Genomic DNA, 25,407 nt, shown 5'->3' on the forward strand with positions numbered 1-25,407 from the left:
ACCGAGAACCCTGTGGGAGCGAGCTTGCTCGCGAAAGCGGTGAGTCATTCAACATCAACGTCGACTGACACGACGCCTTCGCGAGCAAGCTCGCTCCCACAGGGAAAGGGGCGAATTTCGAAAAATCACAAAAAATTCAGTCTCGCCTGTAACGCATCCCCCCGACCTTTCTCTAGAGGGACAAGCAAGCGCAAAAGCACTTGCAGACACCCTGATAAAACCTGGAGAAACATCATGACTGCTACCACCCGCACCCTGTCCGCCACCGCTCTGGTTCTGGCCCTTGGTTCCGCGCTGAGCATCGCCACCGTCTCCACCGCCCAGGCCGCCGATGCCAACATGGAAAAATGTTTCGGCGTGGCCATGAAAGGCAAGAATGATTGCGCCGCAGGTGCAGGCACCACCTGCGCCGGCACAGCAAAAATGGACTACCAGGCCAATGCCTGGAAATCCGTTCCAAAAGGCACCTGCACCACCACCGAAAGCAAAACCTCGCCGACCGGTTTCGGTCAGCTCGAAACTTTCAAAGCCAAGTCCTGATCCGCGGCCTGCCTGAGTGACGAGCATGTTCAGCGACCACGACCATATCCTTGCGCGCACTCAGGCAGCCCTCACCGGGCTTGCGCCCCGTGCCGGGCTGGGCCTCAAGACCGGGCACTTTCAACAAGTGCTCGGTTCCTCACCTGACCTCGGTTTCTTCGAAGTCCACGCCGAAAACTACATGGTGGCCGGCGGTCCGTTTCATCATTTTCTCGGTTTGATCCGCGAGCAATATCCGCTGTCGCTGCACGGCGTCGGCTTGTCCATCGGTGCTGAATCGCCGCTGGATCAACAACACCTCAAGCGTCTGGCCGAGCTGATTGCGCGTTATCAACCACAATCCTTTTCCGAACACCTGGCCTGGTCGAGCCACGGCCCGGTGTTTCTCAATGACCTGCTCCCGCTGGCCTACGACACGCCCACGCTTGTCCGCGTCTGCGCGCACATCGATCAGGTACAGAACACCCTCAAGCGGCCGATGCTGCTGGAAAACCCGGCGACTTATCTGGAGTTCGAACGCTCGACTATCGATGAGCCAGACTTCATCGCTGAGGTGATTCGCCGCAGCGGCTGCGGCCTGTTGCTCGACGTGAACAACGTCTATGTGTCGTGCATCAATCATCAGCGCGATCCGCTGGCCTACCTCGACGCACTGCCGCTGCAGGCGGTCGGCGAGATTCATCTGGCCGGGTTCGCCGAAGATTGCGACAGCCTCGGCGATCGTTTGCTGATCGACGATCACGGCGCGCCAATCGATCTAGCGGTCTGGCAGTTGTATCGCCAGGTACTGGAGCGCATCGGCCCGGTGGCAACGCTGATCGAGCGCGACAACCAGGTGCCGGCGTTCGAAGTATTGCTGGCCGAGGCGCAACAGGCCGAGCGGCTGTTGCTCGCAAGCGGAGGCCATGTATGAGCACACAAAGCGCTTTCGCCGCCGCGCTGATCGATACGGGCCTGCCCTGCCCCGATGGTCTGCGCAGCGCCAACGGTGCCGACCCGGCGAGCCGGTTCGCGGTGTATCGCAATAATGTGCAGGCGTCGCTGGTCAATGCGCTGGCCGACAGTTATCCGGTGGTGCAACAGCTGGTCGGCGACGAATTCTTCCGCGCCATGGCCGCAGTTTTCATCCGCAGCCAACCGCCAAAGAGTCCGTTGATGAGCCGCTACGGCGAAACATTCGCCGACTTCATCGCGCAGTTCGAACCGATTGCCGGCGTGCCCTATGTGGCCGATGTCGCGCGCCTCGAGTATTTGCGCGTCCTCGCCTACCACGCCGCCGACGCGCAGCCGATCCGGCCGGCGCACGTCAGCGCCGCCCTCGCCCATCCGCAAACCCTCGGCGGACTGGCGTTCGGCCTGCATCCGTCGCTGCACCTGCTCGATTCAGCGTTTGCCGTGGTGGCGATCTGGGCCGCGCATCAGCAGGCGCAAAGCCTGGCGGGCATTGGCCTGAATCAAGGGCAACACGCACTGGTGTTGCGCAACGGCCTCGACGTTGAAGTGTTTGCCTTGGAGGCCGGCGCCAGCGTGTTTATCCGTCACCTGAACAATGGCGAGCCGTTGCTCGCGGCGGCCGAAAACAGCCCACCCTTCGACCTCGCCCAAACCCTCGCCTTGCTGATCGCCCATAACGCGATCATTCAACTGAGCTACAAGGAATTGCCATGAATACGCTTATCCCGCGCGCCATCACCCTGCTGGAAAAAATCCCGCACAGCCTGATTGCCTTCATTGCACGTTTCTCGATCGCTGCGGTGTTCTGGAAATCCGGGCAAACCAAGGTTGAGGGGCTGGCGATCGACCTGATTGACGGCACGTTTCAACTGGGCTGGCCGCGTCTGGCCGACTCGACGATTCCGTTGTTCCAGAGCGAATACAACGTACCGCTGCTGTCGCCTGAAATCGCCGCGCATCTGGCAGCGTTCGCCGAACACTTTTTCCCGGTGCTGATCCTGATCGGCCTGGCGACGCGGTTTTCGGCGCTGGCGCTGCTGTGCATGACCCTGACCATCCAGATTTTCGTCTATCCCGACGCCTACCCGACCCACGGCACCTGGGCGGCGGTGCTGCTGTACTTGATGGCGACTGGCCCGGGGAAATTGTCGATTGATCACCTGATCGCGCGCCGCTTTTCTCGCTGAAAGAAATGCCTGTGGGAGCGAGCCTGCTCGCTCCCACAGGGTTACGAAATCAGCGCTGGAGTCGATCCAGCGCCTCGCCGCTGCGCTTGAACCAGCCGATCAGATAATCCGCCAGCACCTGCGTGCGTTTCGGCAAACCGCCCTGATACGGGTGCACCAGCAGCATCGGCATCCGTCGGGTCTGAAAATCGCGCAGAAGCCAGCGCAAGCGGCCGTCGGCCAGTTCCGTCTGCAGCAGATAGGAAGGCAGTCGGGCGATGCCGGCGCCGGTGAGCGCGGCCTTTTTCAGCAGGCTGTAATGGTTGCTGGCGAACGGGCCAGAGACCCGCACCCGCAACAATTCGTGCTGCTGGTGATAGAGCCATTCTTCGCGGCCGCTGTAATGGCTGTTCAGCAGGCAGCGGTGCTCAGCCAGTTGCTGCGGGGTCTTTGGCTCGCCGTAACGTTCGAGATAGGCCGGGCTGGCGCAGGTCATTTCCTGCCAGGCCAGCAGCGGCCGCGCCACCAGGCGTTGGTCATTGGCCACCTCGGAGCGGATCGCCAGATCGAAACCGTCACGCGACAGATCGCGATAGCTGTTATTCAGCTCCAGCTCGATTTGCACTTCGGGGTACTGCTGCGAGAACTCCAGCAGCAAGCCATCGAAAAAGGTTTCCCCGAGCGACACCGGCACCGTCATCCGCACCGGGCCGGCCATGTCGTCCTTGAGTCGCGCCAATGCCTGACGTGCCCGTTCGACCTGAACCACCAGCGCCTGCGCTTGCGGCAACAGCGCCGCGCCCGCCGCCGTCAGGCTCAATCGCCGGGTGGTGCGTTGCAGCAGGACCACGGAAAACTGCGCTTCGAGCTGACTGATGCGCTTGGACAACTGGCCCTTGCTGCAGCCCAACTGTTGCGCCGCCAAGGTAAAACTGCCGGCTTCGATCAACACAGCGAACGCGGCCAGATCATCCATTTCGCTCATGGATTGTTTCCACTTGAAAACCAAAGGTTGCCTATTAGTGCGCTTATCCGCGAGAAAAACCACTCTAGACTGAAACCTCATGCAATCACTTGAGGTACAGCTCGATGAAGATTCTGTTGATAGGCGCTGGCGGCACCATCGGTTCGGCCGTAGACAGAGAACTGTCACAACGTCACGAAGTCATCCGCATCGGCCGTAACAGCGGCGACTTGCAGGTCGATATCAGCGACAGCGCGTCGATTCGCAAGCTGTTCGAACAGACCGGCACGTTCGACGCGCTGATCTGCGCCGCCGGCAACGTGACCTTCGCGCCGCTGAGCGAAATGAGCGACGACAGTTTTGCCCTCGGCCTGAAGGACAAGCTGATGGGCCAGGTCAATCTGCTGCTGATCGGCCGCGAATTCGCCAATGACGGCGCTTCGTTCACCTTCACCACCGGCGTGCTCAGTCACGATCCGATTCGCAGCGGCGCCTCGGCGGCGCTGGTCAATGGCGCACTGGACAGTTTTGTTCGCGCGGCGGCGATTGAACTGCCTCGCGGACTGCGCGTGAACTCGGTGAGCCCGACCGTTCTGACGGAAGCCTTGGGTAAATACGCGCCCTACTTCCGCGGCTTCAAGTCTGTTCCTGCGGCGGACGTGGCATTGGCCTACGCCAAAAGTGTCGAAGGCCTGCAAACCGGGCAGACATTTCACGTTGGTTGACCCCTTGTGATGAACGGTCAGGCTGCGTAACGTGGCGACACTTGTCTGGAGAGCCAAAGATGCGTGTCGCCCGTTCGTTGATCGTTGTTGCCCTGCTGCCGTTGTTTGCCGCCTGCCAGTTGCTCGATGGCCAGCGCGAAAGTGCTTCGCACGTCGGGCAAACGCGGATGCAGGGGCAACTGACCGCGGCTGACGGCAAGCTGGTGTTTCAGCCGTGTCAGGAGCAGCGTCAGCTGGTGGTCAATGACATCGGCGGCACCAGCGTGCTGCAGGAAGCCGCAACGCTGGCCGACGAGAAAGGCAAGCTGTTTGCCGATGTGCGCGGCAAGGTCGTTGGCGATCGCCTCGATCTGACCCAGCTGTATCGGGTCGAACGCTCCGGCAGCGCTTGCGATGATCCGAATTTCAAACTGCTGATTCTGCGTGCTGCCGGTCACGGCCCGGAATGGAACGTCAAGGTCAGCGGCAAGGGCATGGTCATCGAGCGTGAGGGTCAGCCACCGCTGGCCGTGCCTTATGTCGAGGAACAATTGGGCGACGGTCGTTTCAACCTCAGCACCGAAGCCAACAACCAGCGCATCGAATTATGGGTCGCCCCGCAACGCTGCGTCGACAGCAACACCGGCAGCGTGCAGCACATGAGTGCCGAGTTGCGCATCGACGGCCAGGTGCAGCGTGGTTGCGGGTATTTCGGCGGATCGCGCAACGACTGAGCGTATTATCCTCAGCGGATCCGGTCGTTGCGGCTTATAATCGCCGCCTTCAAACGCCCTGGCGCAGTTGTGCGCCCCGCGAACCGGATCCCCGCCATGTTACGAATCACCGAACTCAAGCTGCCCATCGACCATCCCGAAGAAGACCTGCGCGCGGCCATCGTGCAACGCCTGGGCATCGCCAGCGATGAGCTGCTCGATTTCACCTTGTTCAAACGCAGCTACGACGCGCGCAAGAAATCTTCCGAGCTGTGTTTCATCTACACCATCGACCTCAGCCTGCGCGACGAGGCCAGGGTGCTGGGCAAGTTTTCTGATGACCGCAACGTCAACGTGGCGCCGGATGTCAGCTACAAGTTTGTCGGCCAGGCACCTACCGACCTGGGCCAGCGACCGATCGTTGTCGGTTTCGGCCCGTGCGGGATCTTCGCAGGTCTTTTGCTGGCACAGATGGGCTTCAGGCCGATCATCCTCGAACGCGGCACCGAAGTGCGTCAGCGCACCAAAGACACCTGGGGCCTGTGGCGCAAAAGCGTGCTCAACCCCGAGTCCAACGTGCAGTTCGGCGAAGGCGGTGCGGGGACATTCTCCGACGGCAAGCTGTACAGCCAGATCAAAGACCCGAAATTCCTCGGGCGCAAAGTCCTGCATGAATTCGTCAAGGCCGGCGCACCAGAAGAAATCCTCTACGTCAGCAAGCCGCACATCGGTACGTTCCGTCTCACCGGCATGGTTGAAAACATGCGTGAGCAGATCCGCGAACTGGGTGGTGAAGTGCGCTTTCAGGAGCGCGTTTCCGACGTCATGATCGAAGACGGCCAACTGGTCGGCGTGCAACTGGCCAGCGGCGAAACCTTGCATTCGAAGCATGTGGTTCTGGCCCTCGGCCACAGCGCCCGCGACACCTTCCGCATGCTGCACAGCCGTGGCGTGTTCATGGAAGCCAAACCGTTTTCGGTAGGTTTCCGTATCGAACACCCGCAATCGCTGATCGACCGTGCGCGCCTGGGCAAGTATGCCGGGCACCCGAAACTCGGCGCCGCCGATTACAAACTGGTGCACCACGCCAAGAACGGCCGTTCGGTCTACAGCTTCTGCATGTGCCCGGGCGGCACCGTAGTCGCGGCGACCTCGGAGCCGAACCGCGTGGTCACCAATGGCATGAGCCAGTACTCGCGTAACGAGCGCAATGCCAACTCGGGCATCGTCGTCGGCATCACCCCGGAAGTCGATTATCCGGGCGGCCCGCTGGCCGGCATCGAGTTGCAGGAGCGCCTGGAATCCCACGCGTTCATCCTTGGCGGCAGCGACTACAAGGCCCCAGCGCAACTGGTCGGCGACTTCATCAATGGCAAACCTTCGACCGAACTGGGCGAAGTCGAGCCATCGTACAAACCGGGTGTGGCGTTGGGCGATCTGGCCCTGGCTCTGCCGGACTTCGCCATTGAAGCAATCCGTGAAGCGTTGCCGGCATTCGAGAAGCAGATTCGCGGTTATTCGCTGCATGACGCCGTGCTGACCGGGATCGAAACGCGCACCTCGTCGCCGCTGCGCATCACCCGCAACGAGTCGCTGCAGAGCATGAACGTCAAGGGCCTGTTCCCGGCCGGCGAAGGCGCGGGTTATGCCGGCGGGATTCTTTCGGCGGGCGTCGACGGGATTCGGATTGCCGAGGCAGTGGCGCGGGATATCCTCGGCCTCGAAGCCTGATCCGCCAAGTTCGCAACAACGCAGAACCCTGCTCGCGAAAGCGGTCTGTCACTCAACGAGGTTGTTGAATGTGATTCCGCCTTCGCGAGCAAGCTCGCTCCCACATTGGTTTCTGCATTCGGCTTTAGATATTCGCGCGCAGGACTGATGTCGGCAGCGCCTCTCCGCGCTCGGCACTCGCCGTCACCGCTTCGATCAACCCACCCAGCTCGTACCCCTGCGCCTGCAGCCAACCCTGATCGTAATAGGTGTCGGCATAGCGCTCGCCGCCATCGCACAGTATTGCCACGATCGATCCCGACTCCCCCGCCGCTTTCATCTGCTGCGCCGCCATCAGCGCACCGATCAGGTTGGTCCCGCTCGAACCGCCGACATGCCGGCCGAGGCGCTGCGCCAGGTAATGCATGGCCGCCAGCGACAGTGCATCCGGCACTTTGACCATCGCATCGATCACCTTGGACAGAAACGACGCTTCCACCCGCGGCCGGCCAATGCCTTCGATGCGCGAACCGCACTCCAGACGCAGACTGGCATCGCCGCTTTGGTAATAGTCAAAGAACACCGAGCGTTCGGCATCGGCGCACAGCACGCGGGTACAGTGCTGGCGATAGCGCACGTAACGACCGAGCGTTGCGGTGGTACCGCCAGTGCCGGGGCTGGAAATCAGCCAGCTCGGTTCGGGGTGCTTTTCATAGCGCATCTGCTGAAAGATCGATTCGGCGATGTTGTTGTTCGCCCGCCAGTCGGTGGCGCGTTCGGCGTAAGTGAACTGATCGATGAAATGCCCGCCATGCTCGCGAGCCAGGCGCTCGGACTCGGCGTAAATCTGCGTCGGGTCTTGCACCAGATGACTCTGGCCACCGTAGAACGCGATTTGCGCGATTTTCTCTTTCGACGTAGTCGCCGGCATCACCGCAATGAACGGCAAACCCAGCATCCGTGCGAAGTACGCTTCGGAAATCGCCGTCGAGCCGCTGGACGCCTCGATCACCGGCGCGCCAGGTTTCAACCAGCCGTTGCACAGCGCATACAGAAACAGCGAGCGGGCCAGGCGATGTTTGAGGCTGCCGGTCGGGTGGCTGGACTCATCCTTGAAGTACAACTCGATGCCCGCAAAACCCGGCAGCGGCAAGGGGATCAGGTGGGTATCGGCGCTACGCTGGAAATCCGCCTCGATGATGCGGATGGCCTCGCGGGCCCACTGTCGGTTGTCGCTCATGGTCAGGTTTCTCGTTGAATCGGGCAGGAATCAGCCTCTTGATGAGGCTCGCTGATCAGCTTAGGAAAAATCCGCTAGCGCGCACAGATACAGCTGAGTCTCAATGTGTCCGCCAACTGCTAGGCTCAGCGTGGCTGGGGCCTAAAGCCTTGTAACGACATATAACAAAAAAGAATATAACTTTTGTTCTAACAACTAACCGTACGGGTTAGGGTGTCCTACCTTTTTTGACGATTCGATGGAGAGCGACCTTGCCTCTGCGTAGCACTTTCACGCGTTTCTTTCAGTTGGAAGCTGCCAGCGGTCTGTTATTGATCGCCGCAGCCATTCTCGCGCTGATTATCAACAACTCGCCGCTGTCGTGGCTGTACACCGGCCTGCTCGACACGCCGGTGGTGGCGCAGGTCGGTGCGTTGAAAATCGCCAAGCCGCTGCTGCTGTGGATCAACGATGGCCTGATGGCGATGTTCTTCCTGCTGATCGGCCTTGAAGTGAAGCGCGAAGTCCTCGACGGCCAGTTGTCCAAGCCCTCGCAAATCGTTTTGCCCGGTGCGGCGGCCGTCGGTGGCATGCTGATACCGGCGCTGATCTACTGGTTTCTCAACCGTGACAACCCTGCCGCCCTCAGCGGCTGGGCGATCCCGACCGCCACCGACATCGCTTTCGCCCTCGGCGTACTCGCCCTGCTTGGCAAACGCGTACCGGTGTCGCTGAAGCTGTTCCTGATGACCCTGGCGATCATCGATGACCTCGGCGCCATCGTGATCATCGCGATCTTCTACTCCGGCGAACTTTCGACCCTGTCGCTCGGCCTCGCCGCGGCGTGCATCGCCTCGCTGGTCGCAATGAACCGCCTCGGCGTGGTCAAGCTCGGGCCGTACATGATCATCGGTCTGATCCTTTGGGTTTGCGTGCTCAAAAGCGGCGTCCACGCGACGCTGGCCGGCGTGACGCTGGCATTCTGCATTCCGTTGCGCACGAAAAACGCCGAGCCATCGCCGCTGCTGACCCTCGAACACGCGCTGCATCCCTGGGTCGCCTACGGCATCCTGCCGCTGTTCGCCTTCGCCAACGCTGGTCTGTCGCTGAGCGGTGTCACGGTCGAAAGCTTCACTCACGACGTACCGATGGGCATCGCCATCGGCCTGCTGCTGGGCAAAACGGTCGGCGTCTTCGGCCTGACCTGGCTCGCGGTAAAAGTCGGCATCGCCGCCCTGCCCCAAGGCGCCAACTGGGGCCAGATCCTCGGCGTGGCGATCCTCTGCGGCATCGGCTTCACCATGAGCCTGTTCGTCGGCTCGCTGGCCTTCGAGCCGGGCGTGAGCGACTACGCCGGCATGGACCGGATGGGTATTCTGACCGGTTCGATTCTGGCGGCGTTGATTGGTTATGCGGTGACGGCGGCGGCGAGTCGCAAGCAGGCTGCATTGCCGACAAGGTAGAAGATTCATGGCGAGGGAAAATCTTCCCTCGCCATCATCCTTTTAACACGCGACGAACTATCCCCACGTCTTTAGCGACGCGTCCTACAGCCAGAATTTTCCTGCTTCGTTAACGTCGTGCGGCCCCTTTCGAGGGGCTGTCGATGATGAACGAAGGGACGATCTGTGGCGCGTAACAAGGACATTCCCCGGGTGCAAAACCCACCGGCGGGCGACGGGCATCACATTACCTGGCGTTATATGACGGCCACTGAATTGGCCGAGCGCGAAGCGCGACAAAACGCCTACGACACGATGCTGGCCCGGCAAGAGGCGTTTGAGCGCAGCCGGGAAGTGGCCGCGACAAAACCTGAAGCCGTGCGTGCTGGCTGCGTGTTTGCCAAGTCCTGCAAGTTGCCGGACGCGATCATCGATTACGCCAACCCTTCCGGCATGGTGCCGACCGATAGCCTTAAGGATTACGGCGAGCTGATCCTGCTCGGCGCTCGCGAGGCGGATGAAAGCGGCGGCGTACCCCTCAAGAAAATCAGCGCCAATACCCTCCCCGTCGGGTTTGGCAGCCTGGCGCTGGCCGGCTCGGCTTTCGAAGCGCTGCCAGCGTTGGTATCCAGCGCTGCGGTCGCACCTTTGCTCGGGTTGGTTGCGCTGCTGATGCCCTCGAACCTGGGCGACAGCGCGCTGTATACCGATGAGCAACTGAGCACGCTCAAACAAGCCCGGACTCGCGTGCGCCTGCGTGTCGAACAGCGGGCCGATGGCACGCTCAAGGGTTACGGTTTCTACACCGGCAAGAACCGCGATTGGGAAATGGTTGATGTCGTGCAGTTCACTGCACGCGGTGACCGGTTCGTTGCGGATCTGGGGGGTGGCATCGAACTGCTGTGGACGCCGGCTGTGGATGGCTCTGACATCCTCGGCACCCCAGCGCTAGAAGCTGCACCGCAGGCACCGCATATCTGGGTGTATCCGCCGACGAAAGTGGCGGACGGGATTCTGGTGAATCCGGTTTATCCACCGGAGTATCGGGATTTTATTCTGGTTTTTCCGGCGAGCTCTGGCGTCAAGCCGGTTTATATCGTCCTGAATGTTCCTGGAGATTTCTCTTACCACCCCGCTCCGGTTTCGCTGCCGGCCTTCCCGGATGTAAAACCAGCGCCTTTGAAAACCTCTGTTCGCGGTGGAGGAAAAAAGCGCAGACGCTGGAAAGATTCATCGGGAAAAATTTACGAATGGGATTCTCAGCATGGCAAGGTTGAGATGTACACCAAGCAAGGAAAACATCTTGGAGAATACGACCCGCAAACGGGGGAACAAACAAAACCGGCCGATTCAACAAGGAGGGTAGAAAAATGAAACACGTAGTAGAGGTTTTTGACCGAAAGACTGAGAGCTTACTCCGAACGGTCGAAATCGAGGCACGTCACAAAAAAGCATTGAAGGAGTTGATGAACTGGCAGAAGCCTGAGGATGAATTTGACGGCAATGATCTGACTGAAGAACAAATCACAACCCTTGAGAAATGGATCGGACAGAAACTACTGAACGCAAATCACATAGTTCAACTGGTTTGCGTCGAATGATTTATGGCTCCTGCAAACTGAATCATACCGTCGAGGCATTTGATAAACACACCGCTCAACTGGTTTTCGAGGTACCAGTTCCGCATGGCAACATTGAGCGGCTAAGAGCAATCATGGGGTGGACCAACCCAGAAGACGAAATCTATTGTTATGACCTCGACCAAGATCAAATAAAGCAACTGGAAGCTTTGATAGGTCGAGCTTTGTACGATTCGGCTTACGATTTTCAACTCGGCTGTCATGGAAGCGAGTAGAAATTCCAAAAAAACCCCGACCAGTCACCTGATCGGGGTTTTCTTTACCTGCATCCCGCTTAGTGCGACACGCGGCTGGTCCCGCCAACGGTGGAAATCCGTACCCGCTCGCCGACGCGGAATACTTCATTCTCCTGAACCTGCTGCACGTAGGCGCGCATGCTGCCGTCGTCTTCACGGACGGTGATTTCCACGCCTTGTGTACGGGTCAGGCCTTCTTCGGTGGCAGAGCCGAGCAGGCCGCCCGCCACTGCACCGATAACCGCAGCGACGATGCTGCCCTTGCCGCCGCCGATGGCGCTGCCGCCGACACCGCCGACCACGGCGCCAGCCGCGCCGCCGATCGGGGTCTTGGTGCCTTCGATTTTCACCGGACGCAGGGATTCGATGGTGCCCATGCGAATCGTCTGTACGCGACGTGCTTCGTCACGGGAGTAGGAGTCACCGGTCAGGCTCGACTGGCAGCCGGTCAGCAACATTGCCATGGTGGAAAAGGAAGCAACCAGCAGAACAGACTTACGCATAGCATCAACTCCAAAAGAACATGTGTTCATTAAACTCCGTGGCTTGGCGCCTGTCACGACACCTGCCGGATAAATTGGCTTCCATTCAGGCCAAGTACAGACGGCAGCGAACGTCCACTTACAGTAGCGGCAAATCAGCGATCCTGCGCCGCCGGCCGCTATCTCGCTCGGTAGACTGCTCAGGGTGCGAGTCGTTCAAGAATCCAGGCGGCGCCCTGCGCGCGGTAGTTGAGGCGATCGTGCAGACGGCTCGGCCGGCCCTGCCAGAACTCAATGCGCTCGGGCAGCAAGCGATACCCGCCCCAGTGTGCCGGGCAGTCGGGTTGGCTGTCGGAGAAACGCTGCTCGGTGGCCTGGAGCAAATCTTCCAGTTCACCGCGGCCGTTGATCACCCGGCTCTGCGGTGAAGCCCAAGCCCCGAGACGGCTACCCAACGGGCGCACCTGGTAATACGCGTCGGACTCCTGCGGCGTGACCTTGACCACCCGCCCTTCGATGCGCACCTGGCGCTCCAAAGTCGGCCAGAAGAACGTCATGGCGGCGAATGGATTGGCCGCTAGTTGTTGACCCTTGGCGCTGTCGTAATTGGTGAAGAAGGTAAAGCCGTGCTCGTCCAGGCCCTTGAGCAGCAGAATGCGGCAGTGCGGACGCCCGTCGGCATCGACCGTGGCGAGGGTCATGGCGTTGGCCTCGACCGGTGCCTGTTCGGTATTCACCGCATCGGCGAACCACTGGTGAAACAAAGCAAACGGCTCGGCCGGGGCTTGCGCCTCGGTCAAGCCATCGCGGGTGTAATCACGACGCATATCTGCCAGAGCCTGGGTCATGGCGCATTCCTTTTGATTAGCGGATCACTTTTTGGTGGCGTCTGTCGCAGCGACTTTCTTGTCGGTCGTGGCGGCTTTGGCTGGCGCGGTTTTCTTTGCAGCCGGTTTGGCCGGGGCCTTTTTCGCAGGGGCCTTGGCCGCAGCTTTCTTCACCGGTGCCTTTTTTGTCGCCGGAACAGCGGCTTTCTTCGCAGCAGGTGCCGGAGTCGCTGGTTTGGCCGCTGGCTTGACGTCTTGCGCCGCGACCATGGTTACCGGCTTCGGCGCTGGCATGTTGTATTTGCTCAACAGCGCAACCATGGTGTTTTGTGGGGTCACCAGCAATTCGACGCGACGGTTCAAGGCACGGCCTTCAACGCTGTCGTTGGCCGCACGCGGCGCTTCCGAACCCATGCCACGCAGCATCAGGCGATCGCGCTGCAAACCGCTGAGCCGGAAGATCGCTGCCACCGATTGCGCACGTTCCTGGCTCAGCTTGATGTTGGCGGGCGCGGCACCGCTGGTGTCGCTGTGGCCCAGTACCAGCACGGCAGTTTTCGGATCGGCTTCGAGGATTTTCGCCACGCGGGTGAACGGGCCGAGTGTGACCGGCAGCAGCATCGCCGGGCGGTCCGGGTTGAACGAGCCTTCGACTGGCGCGGTGACGACCAGCACGTTGTCGCGGCGTTCGAGTTGCAGATTACTGTCCTTGACCGCTTCACGCAGGCGCGGTTCGTAGTCATCGAGCCAAGCCTGAGTCACCTTGGGGTCGGGCATCGGCACGGCTTTGGCGGTCGGCTGGTCCTTGCCGCCGAACGGCCACCACCATTTGCCACTGGACTCGGCGTCAGCCTTGGCGACGGCGACCGGTTTTTGCACTTGCGGAGCAACTTCAGCCTTCAGGTCCGCTTTGGTCGCTTCATCGCTGGAACCGAACGGCCAGTACCATGGATTGCTGCTCTCGGCCTTGGCGACCGGTGCAGTCGCCGCAGGTTTCAACGGGGCCGGGGCCGGTGCTGGCTCCTTGGCTGCCACTGTGTCGGAGGAGCCGAACGGCCACCAACTGCCGCCGTCCGCATCGTTTTTCGGAGTCTGTGCGCATCCGGTGATCGCTACACACAGGGCCAGGGCGAGAGTCTTTTTAGATGACATTGAAAATCCACAAAATGAAGTAATGAAAAATCAGAGCACTTTCGCCCGGATAAACAGCCGTTTTGAATCGAAAATCCCTTTGAGGTTCCGCCCCTGGAGCCTCTATCAACGCTTTACAGACAAGTGGCAAGCACCCGCGCAAGCTTTTGCGCGCGCGGGTCCATCAATACATACGGCCCGAGGGTATTTGTCACAAAACCGAAGGCGACATCATGCTCAGGATCAGCGAAACCGATGGAGCCGCCAGCTCCCGGATGGCCGAACGCACGCGGGCCGAGGCCGTAGGTCGCGTTCGGCACGTCCGGTTGGTCGAGCATGCAGCCGAGACCGAAACGGGTGCGGGTCAGCAACGTCTTGTCGTCGCCGAGGCTGTGCTCGCGGGTCAGCTCTTGGAGCATGTCACTTTCGAGCAGGCTGCCGTCGAGCAGGCCGGCATAAAACCCGGCCAGACTGCGCGCATTGCCGTGGCCGTTGGCCGCCGGTTGTTGCATGCGTCGCCATTCCGGTTTGTTGGTGCTGGTCAGCACCGACGGTGGATTGGTGAAGGCACGGGTGGCCATGGCCGTTGGTTCGCGCATGGTCACTTGCAGCAAGCGCTGGGCCGCGGCGTCGCCGGGGTTGCCCTTGCCGCGTGCGATATGCGCCACGCGATGAAATTCTTCATCGGCCAGACCGACATGAAAATCCAGACCCAACGGTTTGGCCACGCGAGCAACGATGGATTCACCCGGCCCACGGCCGTCAGCGCGGCGCAGCAATTCGCCGACAAGCCAGCCGTAAGTGATCGCGGCGTAACCGTGGCCGGTACCGGGCGCCCACCACGGTGCTTCGGCCGCGAGGGCATCGACCATGGTTTGCCATTCATAAAGCGCTTCAGGAGCGAGCAGTTCGCGCAACGCTGGCAGGCCGGCCTGATGGCAAAGCAACTGGCGCAAGGTCACGGATTCTTTACCCGCAGCGGCGAATTCCGGCCAATAGCGGGCGACCGGGGCATCGAGTTGTAACTTGCCTTCGGCCACCAATTGCAGCGCGGTGACGGCAGTAAACGTTTTGGTGCAGGAGAACAGGTTGGCGATGGTGTCGCTGTGCCAGGCCTCGGCGCCGTCCTTGTCGGCGGTACCGGACCAGAGGTCGACAACGGTTTGTCCACCGACCTGAATGCACAGGGCTGCGCCGCGTTCCTGGGGATCGTCGAACAGTGCGGCAAATGCTTCGCGCACCGCTTCGAATTGAAGCTCGTAATGACCCTGAATCTGCACCCGCAACTCCCCCGCGAAAACGCTCTACAAAGAGGCCCGCATTGTTCCAGCCCTTGAGGGTTTTGGGAACAGGCGCGGGCCAGACGGTTGTTCTGGAAATTTTGTCGAGGCGGCTGGCGCCTTCGCGAGCAGGCTCGCTCCCACAGGGATATCAGCTGTTACCGCAATCCAGTGTGGGAGCGAGCCTGCTCGCGATGAACGATAAAGCGGTCTCTCGGAACTCAGTGACCATTGCCCGAATGCCCACCCGCGTGTCCCGCGCCGGCCGCTTTACCCGCCTCCCCTTTGCGCCCGCCCTCAGCCTCGTGAGCCGGGGGTTTCTGCGCTTCTTTGCCCAGTTGTTCAAGCGCCTGCAGGTTGCTCTTGCGCACGGTTTCGACAAAACCCTGATAGGGCAGATCGGTTACCCCGACCAGTCCGAAATGCCCGTTCTCGCCGTCGAGCAAGCGCCCGGTCACCGGTTGATCGAGATACTGGAACCAATGCACGCCAACAATCGACGGCTCGTTCAGTGCCTGCTTGAGGAAGTTGGCATAGGCCGGGCCGCGATCTTCTTCTCGCGCGATTTGCGTGACACCGCCCCAGAGCGGTCCACGATCGGTCGAGCCGAAATTGAACTCGGTGATCAGCACCGGCTTGTCCAGCGCAGCGAGGGCGGCGAAGTCATGACCATCCTGCGGTTTGAGCGTGTACATATTGAAGCTCAGCACATCGCAATACTGCGCGCAGGACGCCACGGCTTCCGGCGTACTCACAGCGAAGCGGCCACCCAACAGCATCTGGTTGGGTGCGTGCCATTTCAGCGAGTCGGAGATGGTCTTGAAGTACGTGTCGGCAAACACCTTCTGGAAGTATTTGAAGTCAGCCTCGATTTCCGGGTGTTCCGGATTCGGCAGCGGCGGCACGAAGCCCGGATCTTCCATCAATTCCCACGCCGGCAAGTCGATGCCCCAAGCCTTCGACAGCCCGGCCTGATTGCGGTACTTGTCGCGCAACTGCTTGAGGAAGGCGCGTTTGGCCGGCACGTCGGTGGTCATTTTCAGCGTGCCGTAGGCCAGCGCGTAACGCGCCTTCGGATCATCGCCGGGACCGGCCCAGGCCAGTTCGTTGTCGGCGTAATAGCCGATCAGCCACGGATCGTCGCGATGATCGCGCGCGGCAATCGCCACCGCACGCTCGGTAGCCATGGCAAATCGCGGATCAAACGGATCGGGCATGCCGCCCCACCAGTCGCTGCCGGTGCTGATGCTGGTGTAATCGCCGACGATCGACAGCGGCAAGGTGTACGGCACGCGCTCGGCATCGCCAAGCACGGAGGCGCTCCAGTTGCCGATGGTGTTGAAGCCCCAGGCTTGCAGGCGATCAAGCGTGTGAGTGGCCCATTGCTGTTCGTCGATAGTCGCTTGGCACGGTGCGGCGGTTTCGGCGAGGGCGATGTGCGCCGCGTCTGTTTGAGCGGCTTCGGCCACGCCGGATTTCGGCTCCGCGGGCGCGGTGGCAGGCGCGGCGATTTTCTCGGCGGACGTTTCGGCGGCTTCGGATTTGGCCGCCTCTGCCACGCCGGACTTGCCTTCGCTGTCTGCCTTGCATGGCGCACCGTACAGCCGTTGCAGATTGGCGGCGTAGAAGTCATACCAACGGCCATTGGCATAACCACGGCCCTGATCGACGCCATTGCCGCCGCGATTGTCACCCTCGCCAAAATGGCTGGCCAACGGTTCGTTCGGCTTGGGCAAGGCTTCGAACATGTATTCGCGACCGCTTACGTAGGTGCGGTTGACATCGGGACTGACGGTATTGACGCCGAGGGAGTAAAACGGATGCCCTTCAGGGGTCACCAGATACCAGCGGCCATCGCGTTTTTCGCTGCGGAAAAAACCGCTGGCCTTGAACGCCGGGCCCTGGTTCCAGCCGCCAAACTTGTCTAGCGAGACTTTCTGACGCTCGGCCAGCCAGCTCTTCAGTTGCTGCTGCTCCTTGGCGGCGGCGGATTTCAGTTGCTGATCGTCGGCAACTTTTTCCGGCCACTTGCCACGGGTTGATTGCCCATAGGCGTCGACCAGTTTGCCGTACACGGCCTGGTTGACCCCGTCGTCATTCTGCACGCCGAAACGTTCGAGCAGCAGGCTCTGGGCAACTTTCGGCTGATCCAGCGACAGACTGACCGAGACCACTTGGCTGCGATCAATCGCGCCACTGCTGCTGGCCAGCAGGATGCGTTGACCCTCGACAGTCATCGGCATCGCCGGCCCGGCCTTCATGCCCTGGCTCAACGGCGTGGTGGCAACCAAAGGCACCAACAGGGTCTGCGCCGGACCGGCCGGCAGATCGACGCGGCTGACGAGGGTTTTGCCATCGTTGCTCTGGATCTGCACGTAAACCGTCACGGCCCAATCCATTGCGCTCTGCAACCGCAGGGTCATCATGCCGGACTGCGACCAATCCCATGCGCCGGCCTGCGGCGTCAGGCGCAACGTCGGGCGAGCCACAGGATTGAAGGTCACACGGCGCAGCACCTCGCCTTCTGCGGTCTGCTCGGCGTTGGCTTGTGGCAGATCGGCGTTTTCAGTGACGACTTTGACCACGTCGGCCGGGCGCACGAAGTTGAACAGGGTCTGTTGACCGGCAGGCGCTGCGCACAACGGCGCAGCGAAGATCAGGGCGAATACAGCGGGCAACGAACGGCGAATCATAAGAACGGAGTTCTCCCTAACGACCCATCAAGGCCAGTGGAAAAGCGGTGGCAAGGAGATAGACAACACGGCGGGCGAAACCGCCCACCGTTGTCTCAGGATATTTCGCGGCGGAACGGCGGCAGTGCGTTGAGGATCGCCTTGCCGTAGCGCTGGGTGACCAGGCGCCGATCAAGCAAGGTGATGGTGCCGCGGTCTTCTTCGGTGCGCAGCAGCCGCCCGCAAGCCTGGACCAGTTTCAGCGAAGCATCGGGCACCGAGATTTCCATGAACGGATTGCCGCCTCGGGCTTCGATCCATTCCGACAGCGCGGCCTCGACCGGGTCATCCGGCACCGAAAACGGGATCTTGGCGATCACCACGTGTTCGCAGTAAGCCCCCGGCAAGTCGACGCCCTCGGCAAAACTGGCGAGGCCGAACAACACGCTGGAATCGCCACCGTCGACCCGCGCCTTGTGCTTGTTTAACGTTTCCTGTTTCGACAGGTTGCCTTGAATGAACACTTGCTTGCGCCAGTCGCGGTCGAGGCCGTCGAATACGTCTTGCATCTGTTTGCGCGAAGAGAACAGCACCAGCGTGCCGCGCGAGCCTTCGACCAGATCCGGCAATTCGCGAATGATCGCCGCCGTGTGCGCCGCCGCATCGCGCGGGTCGGCCTTCAGGTCGGGCACGCGCAACACCCCGGCATCGGCGTGATGAAACGGGCTTGGCACCACGGCAGTGACGGCTTTTTTCGGCAGACCGGCGCGCATGCGGAATCGGTCGAACGTGCCCAGCGCGGTCAGTGTGGCCGAAGTCACCAGGCAGCCATAAGCCACGTTCCACAGGCTGCGGCGCAGGGTTTCTGCGGCGAGGATCGGGCTGGCGTTGACCTCGATGTCGAACAGAGAACCGCTTTCGGCCAGGGTCAGCCAACGCGCCATCGGCGGGCTGTCTTCCGGGTCTTCGGCGGTGAATGCGGTCCATAATTCCCAGTTGCCGGAAGCACGCGACAACAGGCTACCGAACAGCGGATACCATTCTTCGGCCTGATTGCTGGCGATGCCGATGTTGACCTCGCCGTCCATGCCTTCCTTGAGCAGGTCGGTCAAGCGCTGGAACAGATCGTTGAGTCGGGAAAAGCCCTTCTTCAGCTCAATGCCCATTTCGCGCATGTGCTCGGGAATCACCCCGCCGACAAAGCGATGGCGCGGGCGCTCGCGGCCCTCGACGTCTTCACCGGGCTTGAAATCGGCCACCTGCTCGCAAGCGCTGAACATGAACTGCTGCTGCGCCTTGATCTCCCGCGCCAGCTCCGGCACCTGCTCGATCAACTTGCCCAGATCGCCCGGCAACGGGTGCTGAGCCAGCAGCTTGGTGAGGTTCTTGGCGGTGGTTTCCAGCCAGTCGGCGGTGGAACGCAGGCGTGTGTAATGGGCGAAGTGGCCGATCGCCTTGTCTGGCAGGTGGTGGCCTTCGTCGAACACGTAAATGGTGTCGCGCGGATCCGGCAGCACCGCGCCGCCACCCAACGCCAGATCGGCCAGCACCATGTCGTGGTTGGTGACGATCACGTCGACCTTGCCCATGCCTTCGCGCGCCTTGTAGAACGCACATTGGCCGAAGTTCGGGCAATGTCGGTTGGTGCACTGGCTATGATCGGTGGTCAGGCGCGCCCAATCGGCGTCTTCCAGCGCATTCGGCCAGCTGTCGCGGTCGCCATCCCACTTATTGCCGGCGAGCTTTTCGATCATGCTGGTGAACAGCTTCTGACTGGCCTCGTCGACCTCGATCTTGAAGCCTTCTTCTTCGAACAGCTGCGCGGTGGCGGTCTGCGCGTGGCCTTCCTGCAGCAGCATGTCGAGTTTGGACAGGCACATGTAACGGCCACGGCCCTTGGCCAGCGCAAAGCTGAAGTTCAGCCCGCTGTTGCGCATAAGGTCAGGCAAATCCTTGTAGACGATCTGCTCTTGCAGGGCCACGGTCGCGGTGGCGATCACCAAGCGCTTGCCGGCCAGCTTCGCAGTCGGAATCGCGGCGAGGCTGTAGGCCACCGTCTTGCCGGTACCGGTGCCGGCTTCCACCGCGACAATTGCGGGGTCGCCACTGCGCCGGCCTTCGTCGTCGGTGTCGATATCGCCGAGGACTTTCGCGATTTCAGCGATCATCAAGCGCTGCCCGTATCGCGGCTTGAGGCTTTTGGCCTCTAGAAAACGCGAATAGGCGCCCTGGATCGTGGTTTTGAGTTCAGTGCTGATCATTGAGTGTCGGGCGCTGGAAACGCTGGATAAATTTTCAGTAGTTTGGTTCGCCGGCTATCATACCTGCCTAATCGATCCTGCGCAGAACGGAGTGCCCCAATGACACCTTTTAGCCTCGTTTATCCCCTGCATGTCCTCGCCGCGCTGGTGTGGGTCGGCGGCATGTTTTTCGCCTGGATGGTCTTGCGCCCCGCGGCTGTGAAGGCTCTGGAGGGGCCTGCCCGACTGACCCTCTGGGTGGAAGTGTTTCAAGGTTTTTTCCGTTGGGTCTGGGTCGCGGTGATCCTCCTGCCGATCTCCGGGGTGGGCATGTTGCATCTACAGCAGGTCGGGTTCGAGACCGCGCCGAAGTACGTGCAGGTGATGATCGGTTTGTATGTGGTGATGACCGCGCTGTTCATCCGCATTCAGGGGCTGATGCTGCCTGAGCTGCGCAAAGCGGTAGAGGCGAAGGACTGGCCGGCGGGTGCGGCAGTCCTGGGGCGGATTCGTCGGGTGGTGGGGATTAATCTGCTGGTCGGGGTGGTGCTGGTGGCAGTTGCGGCGGCCCGGCCTATGTTCTGACGATATGTGACTTGAAGATCAAAGGCCCCTCACCCTAGCCCTCTCCCGGAGGGAGAGGGGACTGAATGGGGGATATTGAAGAGGTACGCCGACTTGAGCGATTGGCGTTGAATCCATGAGCGACCCGATCTTTCAGGTCGACGTATAACGCCAGACACCGCGGTCGGCTCCCTCTCCCTCCGGGAGAGGGCTGGGGTGAGAGTTGGCCGTTAAAGGCGCTGCACAGTCACAGCACCCGCCGCCCCCGCCGGCCCAGGCTGTCCATCCGCGCCGGCCTTGCCGTTCTTGCCGCCATCGGCGCGATACACCAGGCAGCCCTTGGACTTGCCGCCCTTGCCCGCCTTGCCGCCAATTCCTGCCGGCCCGCCGGCACCGCCCGCCACGTTGACCTTGATCAGCTCGGCCGGAAATTCACGCGGTACCTCAAGGCGCACCAGCGCTCCCGGTGCACCTGGCTGGCCGTCGCTACCATTGCTGCCATCGGAACCATGCCCGGCCGCGCCGTAAGTGCAACCCGGATCTTCACCATTACCGCCGTCGAGCCCGACAAACCCCGGCGCGCCTGTGCCGCCACGGGCGTCGACCAACAGCTGCGGCGCGTTCAACGCCTTGAATTGCAGATTCAGATTGCGCCCGGCACGAGCAGCCTTTTCATAGGTGCCCGGTGCCCCGCGCGCGGTGATCTGGCTGCCTTCGCTGAGGTCAGCGCGCGCCACTTTCATTTCCAGCGCCTGTTCGGCCGGGACGATCGCGATGCGCGCTTCATGGCCCAAACGTAATTCACCGACGTTCAATTCGGTCACGTTCGATGGGATCAGCAAGGTGCCGTAATCCGCCACTTCCAGCTTCTCCAGCTGCAGAGTGCTGGCAGTATTGGGCAGACGCATCAGCGAGTTGGCTTCGACGCTGACCACCTGGGCGCAGGCCAAGGGACTGATGAATGCAGCGAGCAGGCAGAGTTTACGCATGAGAAGAAGCCTCCGGAGCGGCCGGGGCCGGGATGGTTTGCAGGTGGAAGACGCCGAACAACAGGATGCGGCCACGATCACGCCAGGGATGCGGGCGATCTTTGAGGCTGCGGTTGCACAGCAGCACTTCAATGACATGGATCAGCAACAACAGACCGCCGGCCAGATTGACCAGCAGGTGCAGCGGATGAACGAACGGCACCAGTTGATTGGCCAGCACCACGCAGCAGAACAGCAGGGTCAACAACCGCCCCAGCCACCAGAACACTTTCATACGCCCCCCCGTGTTGCGAATTATTCTTTGCGCGCACAGTAACGGCTTCTACGGGGGATAAGCCAGAGGGTCAAATGAAAAAACTTCGCTATGCCGCTAACTGGCTGCCGGAACGATAGCGATCGTCCGGCAGCTCTAGCCTGCGCCCTGCAGCGGCGCCCTAGCGATTGATGTGCAATTCCACGCGACGGTTCTGCGCGCGCCCTTCGTCTGTGGCGTTATCCGCCACCGGCTCGCTTTCGCCACGCCCTTCGCTGGTCAGTTTGCCCGGCGCCAGGCCCTGACTGAGCAGATAAGACGCGACGCTGCTGGCCCGGCGCTCCGACAAGGCTTGGTTATAGGCATCCGAACCTTTGCTGTCGGTGTGTCCGATGACCTTGATGCTGACCACGTCGGCGTTGCGCAGCTTGTCCATCAGCGCATCGAGCTGCGTCGTCGCGGCCGGGGTCAGGTCAGACTTGTCGAAATCGAACAGCACGGCGCCGGCATCGCTGAGGGTGATGACTTCCGTTTGCGGCGCTGGCTCCGGCGCTTTGGTCGCAGCCGGGTACACCGGCAGCGGACAACCGCGATGATCGACCTGGGTGTTTTCCGGGGTGTCCGGGCAGCGATCACGGCGGTCGAATACGCCGTCACTGTCTTCATCGCCGTCCTGGGCGTAACAGATCAAGCCTCCGGTGAGGATGCCCAATGCCGCGCCGCCACCGGCCCAGCCGGCGCTTTCGATAGCGCCGAGGCCGCCACCGACCAACCCGCCGATAACGCTGCAGATCGGCCATGTACGTTGATTGAGGGGTGCTGTGCCATCGCTATGCGTGGCGCAACCGGTGAGCAGGCTGCCGAGCAGCAGTACCGGCAAGACGGACCTTGCGAAAACAGTCATGGTGAAAGCTCCTGTGTCACCGGCCCATACCGGTTACACAGGAGTAAAGACCCGCATCCGCGACTGCACAAGCCGCGGATGCGAGAGGGCTTAGCGGACGATTTTGATTTCGGTGCGACGGTTCTGCGCACGACCATCGGCCGACTTGTTATCCGCCACCGGCTGGCTTTCACCAAGGCCGGAGACCGAAACAAAGCTGGCGCGCGGCACGCCCTGCTGAATCAGGTATTCCACCACCGAATGCGCACGGCGATCCGACAGTTTCTTGTTGTAGGCATCGCTGCCCACGCTGTCGGTGTGACCGGTCACGGTCAGTTGCGCGGTCGAGGATTCCTGTTTCAGGCGGTCGGCAACCTTGTCGAGTACCTGCTTATCGGGACCTGTCAGCGTGGCCTTGTCGAACTGGAAGTGCACATCACGGATGACGATGGTTTCTTCCTTGACCACAACCGCTTCTTCAACCACTGGCGCAGGGGCCGGTGGCGGGCAACCGTCAGCATCGACCTGAACGCCTTTAGGCGTGCCCGGGCACTTGTCGCGGCTGTCCGGCACGCCATCGCCGTCTTCGTCGCCATCACCGTGAACCCAGCAATAGGCCGCTGCCGTACCACCGACCAGCAGCGCACCGTAACCGGCCCACGCAGCGCTTTCGGTGGCACCGAGACCGGCGCCGACCACACCACCGACCGCCGCACAGGTCGGCCAGTCGGTTTTTTGCAAACCTGCACAACCAGTCAACACACTGGTTAGCAGAACCAAGGGTAATGCTGTCCGAACTATGCTCATCTAGTTTTCTCCTGAGGGATCGGCTTAAAACCGATTCAGGGAGTAAAGACCGGAGTTTTAATCTCCGCCAGCAATAGGCCATTGCTGTTTGCGACCGTGTTCACAGGGCTTGGCCAGATTGTCGGGCAAGCGCGCCGACGCAACGCTTTGCCACCGTGCGCAGGCAGGCTAGTCTTGGCGGTCTGATTGAGGAGCATTGATGAACGTCGCCATTTCTTCCCGCACCCCGCAACAGGCGTTGGCTGCCTTGCTGGATCGCTACGCGCCGGCGCGCTTGCTGCTGATCGGCGTCAGTGAATTTCCGGCCTTGAGCGCTTTCAAAGAGGCGCATCCAGACACCGTGGTCGCCCATGCCGGACCCGGTGCATTGCCCGCCGAACTGGCGGCGCAGCGCTTTGATCTGGCGCTGGTCGTCGACTGCCTGGAACATTTGCCCAAGCGTGACGGCCTGAATCTGTTGGGTGGCATCCGTAACCTCAACGCCAGCCGCATCGCAGTATTGGCGGACCTGAGCGCCAGCGGCTGGCAGGAAACCGACTTCTATTCACTGGCACTGCAGGCCAGCGAGCGTTTCCAGCGCGATGATCAGGTGCTGACCCTGTTCACCTACGATCTGCTTGACTATAAACAAGTCCCTGACTGGCTCAATTCGCGATTCTGGGCCAATCCGGAAAACTTCGGGAAATACTGGTGGTAATGCAATGAGTACAGCCATTTGCCCGTGCGGCAGCGGCAATCTGCTGGAAGCCTGCTGCGGCTACTATCACGAAGGCCAACCGGCACCGTGCGCCGAAGCGCTGATGCGTTCGCGCTACAGCGCTTATGTGCTGGGGCTGATCGATTATCTGGTGGCGACCACCCTGCCCGCTCAGCAAGCGGGTCTGAACCAGCAGGCGATCCACGACTGGAGCGCGCAAAGCACCTGGCTCGGTCTGGAAGTGGAAAGCTCGGAAGTGTTCGGCGGCCAGCCGGAACACGCCTTCGTCACCTTCACCGCGCGCTGGCATGACGACCAGGGCGAGCACAGCCACCGCGAGCGCTCCTCGTTCGTGCAGAACGCCGGGCGCTGGTATTTCATCGACCCGACCGTACCGATGAAACTGGGGCGCAATGACAATTGCCTGTGTGGCAGCGGGCAGAAATTCAAGAAGTGCTGCTCGGGGTATTTCGGCGCGTAGACCGGTCGGCGACTAGACTGAGGATCAAAGGGAGTTCTGCTCGATGCTCGGTCAACGTCACACACTGCGATGGCTGGTTCTGATGCTGGTGTTGAACCTCGGCGGTTGCGCGTCGTGGTTCAGCGACGACAGCGTCGACCCCGCCGTGCATCTGGTGAAAGTCGAAGTGGTGCGGGCCAAACTGCTCGAACAGAAATTCATCCTGCATTTTCGCGTCGACAACCCCAACGACAGCGAGCTGACCGTGCGTGGTCTGGAATACCGTATCCATCTGGCCGACATGCTGCTGGCGGAAGGTGAGCATGAGCACTGGTTCAGCGTCGGGCCGAAGCACAGTGCTTATTTCAAGGTGCCGATCCGCACCAACCTGTGGCCGAAGGTCAAGGACGTGGTGAAAATGCTGAAAAAATCCGATCAGCAGATTCCCTATCGCTTGCAGGGTGAAATGGAAACCGGTTTATTCATCGCCCACTACGTGCACCTGGAGCGCAATGGCGTGATAATCCCCGCCGATTTAATTCCGGAGCAACACCGATGACCCAGCAACCTCATGTCCACGGCCCTGACTGCAACCACGACCATGACCATCATCACGAGCATGACCACGGCCACGTGCACGGCCCGAACTGCGGCCACGCCCACCAGGAACCGGTGCGCAACGCCCTGAAAGACGTCGGCCGCAACGACCCTTGCCCATGCGGCAACGGCAAGAAATTCAAGAAGTGCCACGGCGCCTGATGCGCCGGGCGAAGCCATTCTTCGCCTGTTAGACCGCCATCGCGAGCAGGCTCGCTCCCACCTTTGACTGCGTTA

The 25,407-nt window shown here is 61.2% G+C and carries 28 protein-coding genes; 16 read left to right on the top strand and 12 right to left on the bottom strand.

Going from position 1 to position 25,407, the window contains the following annotated elements:
- Positions 1–234 precede the first annotated feature (234 nt).
- From V6F91_RS03565 to V6F91_RS03580, 4 genes are read left to right on the top strand one after another with little or no spacing between them, the layout of a single operon-like run.
- Positions 235–540, top strand: coding sequence for a DUF2282 domain-containing protein (locus V6F91_RS03565; protein WP_332762383.1), 306 nt, complete (start codon positions 235–237; stop codon positions 538–540).
- 25 nt (positions 541–565) lie between these two features.
- Positions 566–1,453, top strand: a complete 888-nt coding sequence (locus tag V6F91_RS03570) for a DUF692 domain-containing protein (protein ID WP_332762384.1) — start codon at positions 566–568, stop codon at positions 1,451–1,453.
- Complete coding sequence (locus V6F91_RS03575) at positions 1,450–2,208, top strand: DNA-binding domain-containing protein (protein WP_332762385.1); 759 nt, start codon at positions 1,450–1,452, stop codon at positions 2,206–2,208. Before V6F91_RS03570 ends, V6F91_RS03575 begins: the two co-directional genes overlap by 4 nt.
- Positions 2,205–2,681, top strand: coding sequence for a DoxX family protein (locus V6F91_RS03580; protein WP_332762386.1), 477 nt, complete (start codon positions 2,205–2,207; stop codon positions 2,679–2,681). The genes V6F91_RS03575 and V6F91_RS03580 overlap by 4 nt, the downstream gene beginning before the upstream one ends.
- 49 nt (positions 2,682–2,730) lie before the next feature.
- Here the strand turns inward: V6F91_RS03580 and V6F91_RS03585 are convergent, their stop codons facing one another.
- Complete coding sequence (locus tag V6F91_RS03585; protein ID WP_332762387.1) at positions 2,731–3,645, bottom strand: LysR family transcriptional regulator; 915 nt, start codon at positions 3,643–3,645, stop codon at positions 2,731–2,733.
- Between the two features lie 104 nt (positions 3,646–3,749).
- On the opposite strand from V6F91_RS03585, the gene V6F91_RS03590 reads away from it, so the two are divergent.
- The 3 genes from V6F91_RS03590 (at position 3,750) to V6F91_RS03600 (ending at position 6,772) form a co-directional block, all read left to right on the top strand.
- Entirely contained in the window at positions 3,750–4,349 is a 600-nt protein-coding gene (locus tag V6F91_RS03590) for a short chain dehydrogenase (protein WP_332762388.1), read from the top strand.
- Between the two features lie 59 nt (positions 4,350–4,408).
- A complete protein-coding gene (locus V6F91_RS03595; RefSeq protein ID WP_332762389.1) occupies positions 4,409–5,062 on the top strand; it encodes a hypothetical protein in 654 nt (217 codons plus the stop codon).
- A 96-nt stretch (positions 5,063–5,158) separates the two neighbouring features.
- Complete coding sequence (locus V6F91_RS03600) at positions 5,159–6,772, top strand: NAD(P)/FAD-dependent oxidoreductase (protein ID WP_332762390.1); 1,614 nt, start codon at positions 5,159–5,161, stop codon at positions 6,770–6,772.
- 124 nt (positions 6,773–6,896) lie between these two features.
- Here V6F91_RS03600 and V6F91_RS03605 read toward each other — a convergent pair whose 3' ends face one another.
- Complete coding sequence (locus tag V6F91_RS03605; protein ID WP_423815307.1) at positions 6,897–7,991, bottom strand: PLP-dependent cysteine synthase family protein; 1,095 nt, start codon at positions 7,989–7,991, stop codon at positions 6,897–6,899.
- 251 nt (positions 7,992–8,242) lie between these two features.
- Between V6F91_RS03605 and nhaA the strand changes: the two genes are divergently transcribed.
- The 4 genes from nhaA (at position 8,243) to V6F91_RS27345 (ending at position 11,267) form a co-directional block, all read left to right on the top strand.
- Positions 8,243–9,433 (top strand): Na+/H+ antiporter NhaA, encoded by a 1,191-nt coding sequence (gene nhaA / locus V6F91_RS03610; RefSeq protein ID WP_332762391.1) that lies wholly within the window; start codon positions 8,243–8,245, stop codon positions 9,431–9,433.
- 165 nt (positions 9,434–9,598) lie between these two features.
- A complete protein-coding gene (locus V6F91_RS03615) occupies positions 9,599–10,786 on the top strand; it encodes a colicin E3/pyocin S6 family cytotoxin (RefSeq protein WP_332762393.1) in 1,188 nt (395 codons plus the stop codon).
- Positions 10,783–11,013 carry a DUF7683 domain-containing protein gene (locus tag V6F91_RS03620; protein ID WP_332762395.1) on the top strand — a complete coding sequence of 77 codons (231 nt, stop codon included), beginning with the start codon at positions 10,783–10,785 and terminating at the stop codon, positions 11,011–11,013. The genes V6F91_RS03615 and V6F91_RS03620 overlap by 4 nt, the downstream gene beginning before the upstream one ends.
- Positions 11,010–11,267, top strand: coding sequence for a DUF7683 domain-containing protein (locus V6F91_RS27345; RefSeq protein WP_423815308.1), 258 nt, complete (start codon positions 11,010–11,012; stop codon positions 11,265–11,267). The genes V6F91_RS03620 and V6F91_RS27345 overlap by 4 nt, the downstream gene beginning before the upstream one ends.
- 59 nt (positions 11,268–11,326) lie before the next feature.
- Here the strand turns inward: V6F91_RS27345 and V6F91_RS03625 are convergent, their stop codons facing one another.
- The 6 genes from V6F91_RS03625 to dinG form a co-directional block, all read right to left on the bottom strand.
- Positions 11,327–11,791: a glycine zipper 2TM domain-containing protein gene (locus V6F91_RS03625; protein ID WP_016771369.1), complete on the bottom strand. Its 465-nt coding sequence runs from the start codon at positions 11,789–11,791 to the stop codon at positions 11,327–11,329.
- Between the two features lie 179 nt (positions 11,792–11,970).
- Positions 11,971–12,618 (bottom strand): pyridoxamine 5'-phosphate oxidase, encoded by a 648-nt coding sequence (gene pdxH / locus V6F91_RS03630; protein WP_332762396.1) that lies wholly within the window; start codon positions 12,616–12,618, stop codon positions 11,971–11,973.
- A 24-nt stretch (positions 12,619–12,642) separates the two neighbouring features.
- Complete coding sequence (locus V6F91_RS03635; protein WP_332762398.1) at positions 12,643–13,749, bottom strand: OmpA family protein; 1,107 nt, start codon at positions 13,747–13,749, stop codon at positions 12,643–12,645.
- Positions 13,750–13,862: 113 nt separating this feature from the next.
- Positions 13,863–15,008, bottom strand: a complete 1,146-nt coding sequence (locus V6F91_RS03640) for a serine hydrolase domain-containing protein (RefSeq protein ID WP_332762400.1) — start codon at positions 15,006–15,008, stop codon at positions 13,863–13,865.
- Between the two features lie 221 nt (positions 15,009–15,229).
- Positions 15,230–17,701, bottom strand: a complete 2,472-nt coding sequence (locus tag V6F91_RS03645; protein WP_332762403.1) for a beta-galactosidase — start codon at positions 17,699–17,701, stop codon at positions 15,230–15,232.
- A 95-nt stretch (positions 17,702–17,796) separates the two neighbouring features.
- A complete protein-coding gene (dinG, locus tag V6F91_RS03650) occupies positions 17,797–19,941 on the bottom strand; it encodes an ATP-dependent DNA helicase DinG (RefSeq protein WP_090282108.1) in 2,145 nt (714 codons plus the stop codon).
- A gap of 99 nt (positions 19,942–20,040) precedes the next feature.
- Between dinG and V6F91_RS03655 the strand changes: the two genes are divergently transcribed.
- Complete coding sequence (locus V6F91_RS03655) at positions 20,041–20,505, top strand: CopD family protein (protein ID WP_332762406.1); 465 nt, start codon at positions 20,041–20,043, stop codon at positions 20,503–20,505.
- Positions 20,506–20,714: 209 nt separating this feature from the next.
- Here the strand turns inward: V6F91_RS03655 and V6F91_RS03660 are convergent, their stop codons facing one another.
- The 4 genes from V6F91_RS03660 to V6F91_RS03675 all read right to left on the bottom strand — a co-directional run bounded on the left by V6F91_RS03660 (position 20,715) and on the right by V6F91_RS03675 (position 23,416).
- On the bottom strand, positions 20,715–21,473 hold the full coding sequence (locus tag V6F91_RS03660) for a collagen-like protein (RefSeq protein WP_332762408.1): 759 nt from the start codon (positions 21,471–21,473) through the stop codon (positions 20,715–20,717).
- Positions 21,466–21,747 (bottom strand): DUF1145 domain-containing protein, encoded by a 282-nt coding sequence (locus tag V6F91_RS03665; protein ID WP_332762410.1) that lies wholly within the window; start codon positions 21,745–21,747, stop codon positions 21,466–21,468. The genes V6F91_RS03660 and V6F91_RS03665 overlap by 8 nt, the downstream gene beginning before the upstream one ends.
- A 160-nt stretch (positions 21,748–21,907) precedes the next feature.
- Positions 21,908–22,630: an OmpA family protein gene (locus V6F91_RS03670; protein WP_332762411.1), complete on the bottom strand. Its 723-nt coding sequence runs from the start codon at positions 22,628–22,630 to the stop codon at positions 21,908–21,910.
- Positions 22,631–22,720: 90 nt separating this feature from the next.
- Complete coding sequence (locus V6F91_RS03675) at positions 22,721–23,416, bottom strand: OmpA family protein (RefSeq protein ID WP_090282103.1); 696 nt, start codon at positions 23,414–23,416, stop codon at positions 22,721–22,723.
- Positions 23,417–23,615: 199 nt separating this feature from the next.
- Here V6F91_RS03675 and V6F91_RS03680 point away from each other — a divergent pair, with 199 nt between their 5' ends.
- Genes V6F91_RS03680 through V6F91_RS03695 form a run of 4 tightly spaced genes read left to right on the top strand, consistent with a single transcriptional unit; the run spans position 23,616 to position 25,332 of the window.
- Positions 23,616–24,113 (top strand): DUF6231 family protein, encoded by a 498-nt coding sequence (locus tag V6F91_RS03680; protein ID WP_332762413.1) that lies wholly within the window; start codon positions 23,616–23,618, stop codon positions 24,111–24,113.
- Between the two features lie 4 nt (positions 24,114–24,117).
- Positions 24,118–24,594 (top strand): YchJ family protein, encoded by a 477-nt coding sequence (locus tag V6F91_RS03685; RefSeq protein ID WP_332762414.1) that lies wholly within the window; start codon positions 24,118–24,120, stop codon positions 24,592–24,594.
- Positions 24,595–24,637: 43 nt separating this feature from the next.
- Entirely contained in the window at positions 24,638–25,132 is a 495-nt protein-coding gene (locus V6F91_RS03690) for an LEA type 2 family protein (protein WP_332762415.1), read from the top strand.
- A complete protein-coding gene (locus V6F91_RS03695; protein WP_034154967.1) occupies positions 25,129–25,332 on the top strand; it encodes an SEC-C metal-binding domain-containing protein in 204 nt (67 codons plus the stop codon). Before V6F91_RS03690 ends, V6F91_RS03695 begins: the two co-directional genes overlap by 4 nt.
- The last annotated feature ends 75 nt before the right edge of the window (positions 25,333–25,407 follow it).

The sequence above is a fragment of the Pseudomonas koreensis genome (genome assembly GCF_036668835.1).
In the GTDB taxonomy this organism is placed as follows: domain Bacteria; phylum Pseudomonadota; class Gammaproteobacteria; order Pseudomonadales; family Pseudomonadaceae; genus Aquipseudomonas; species Aquipseudomonas koreensis_I.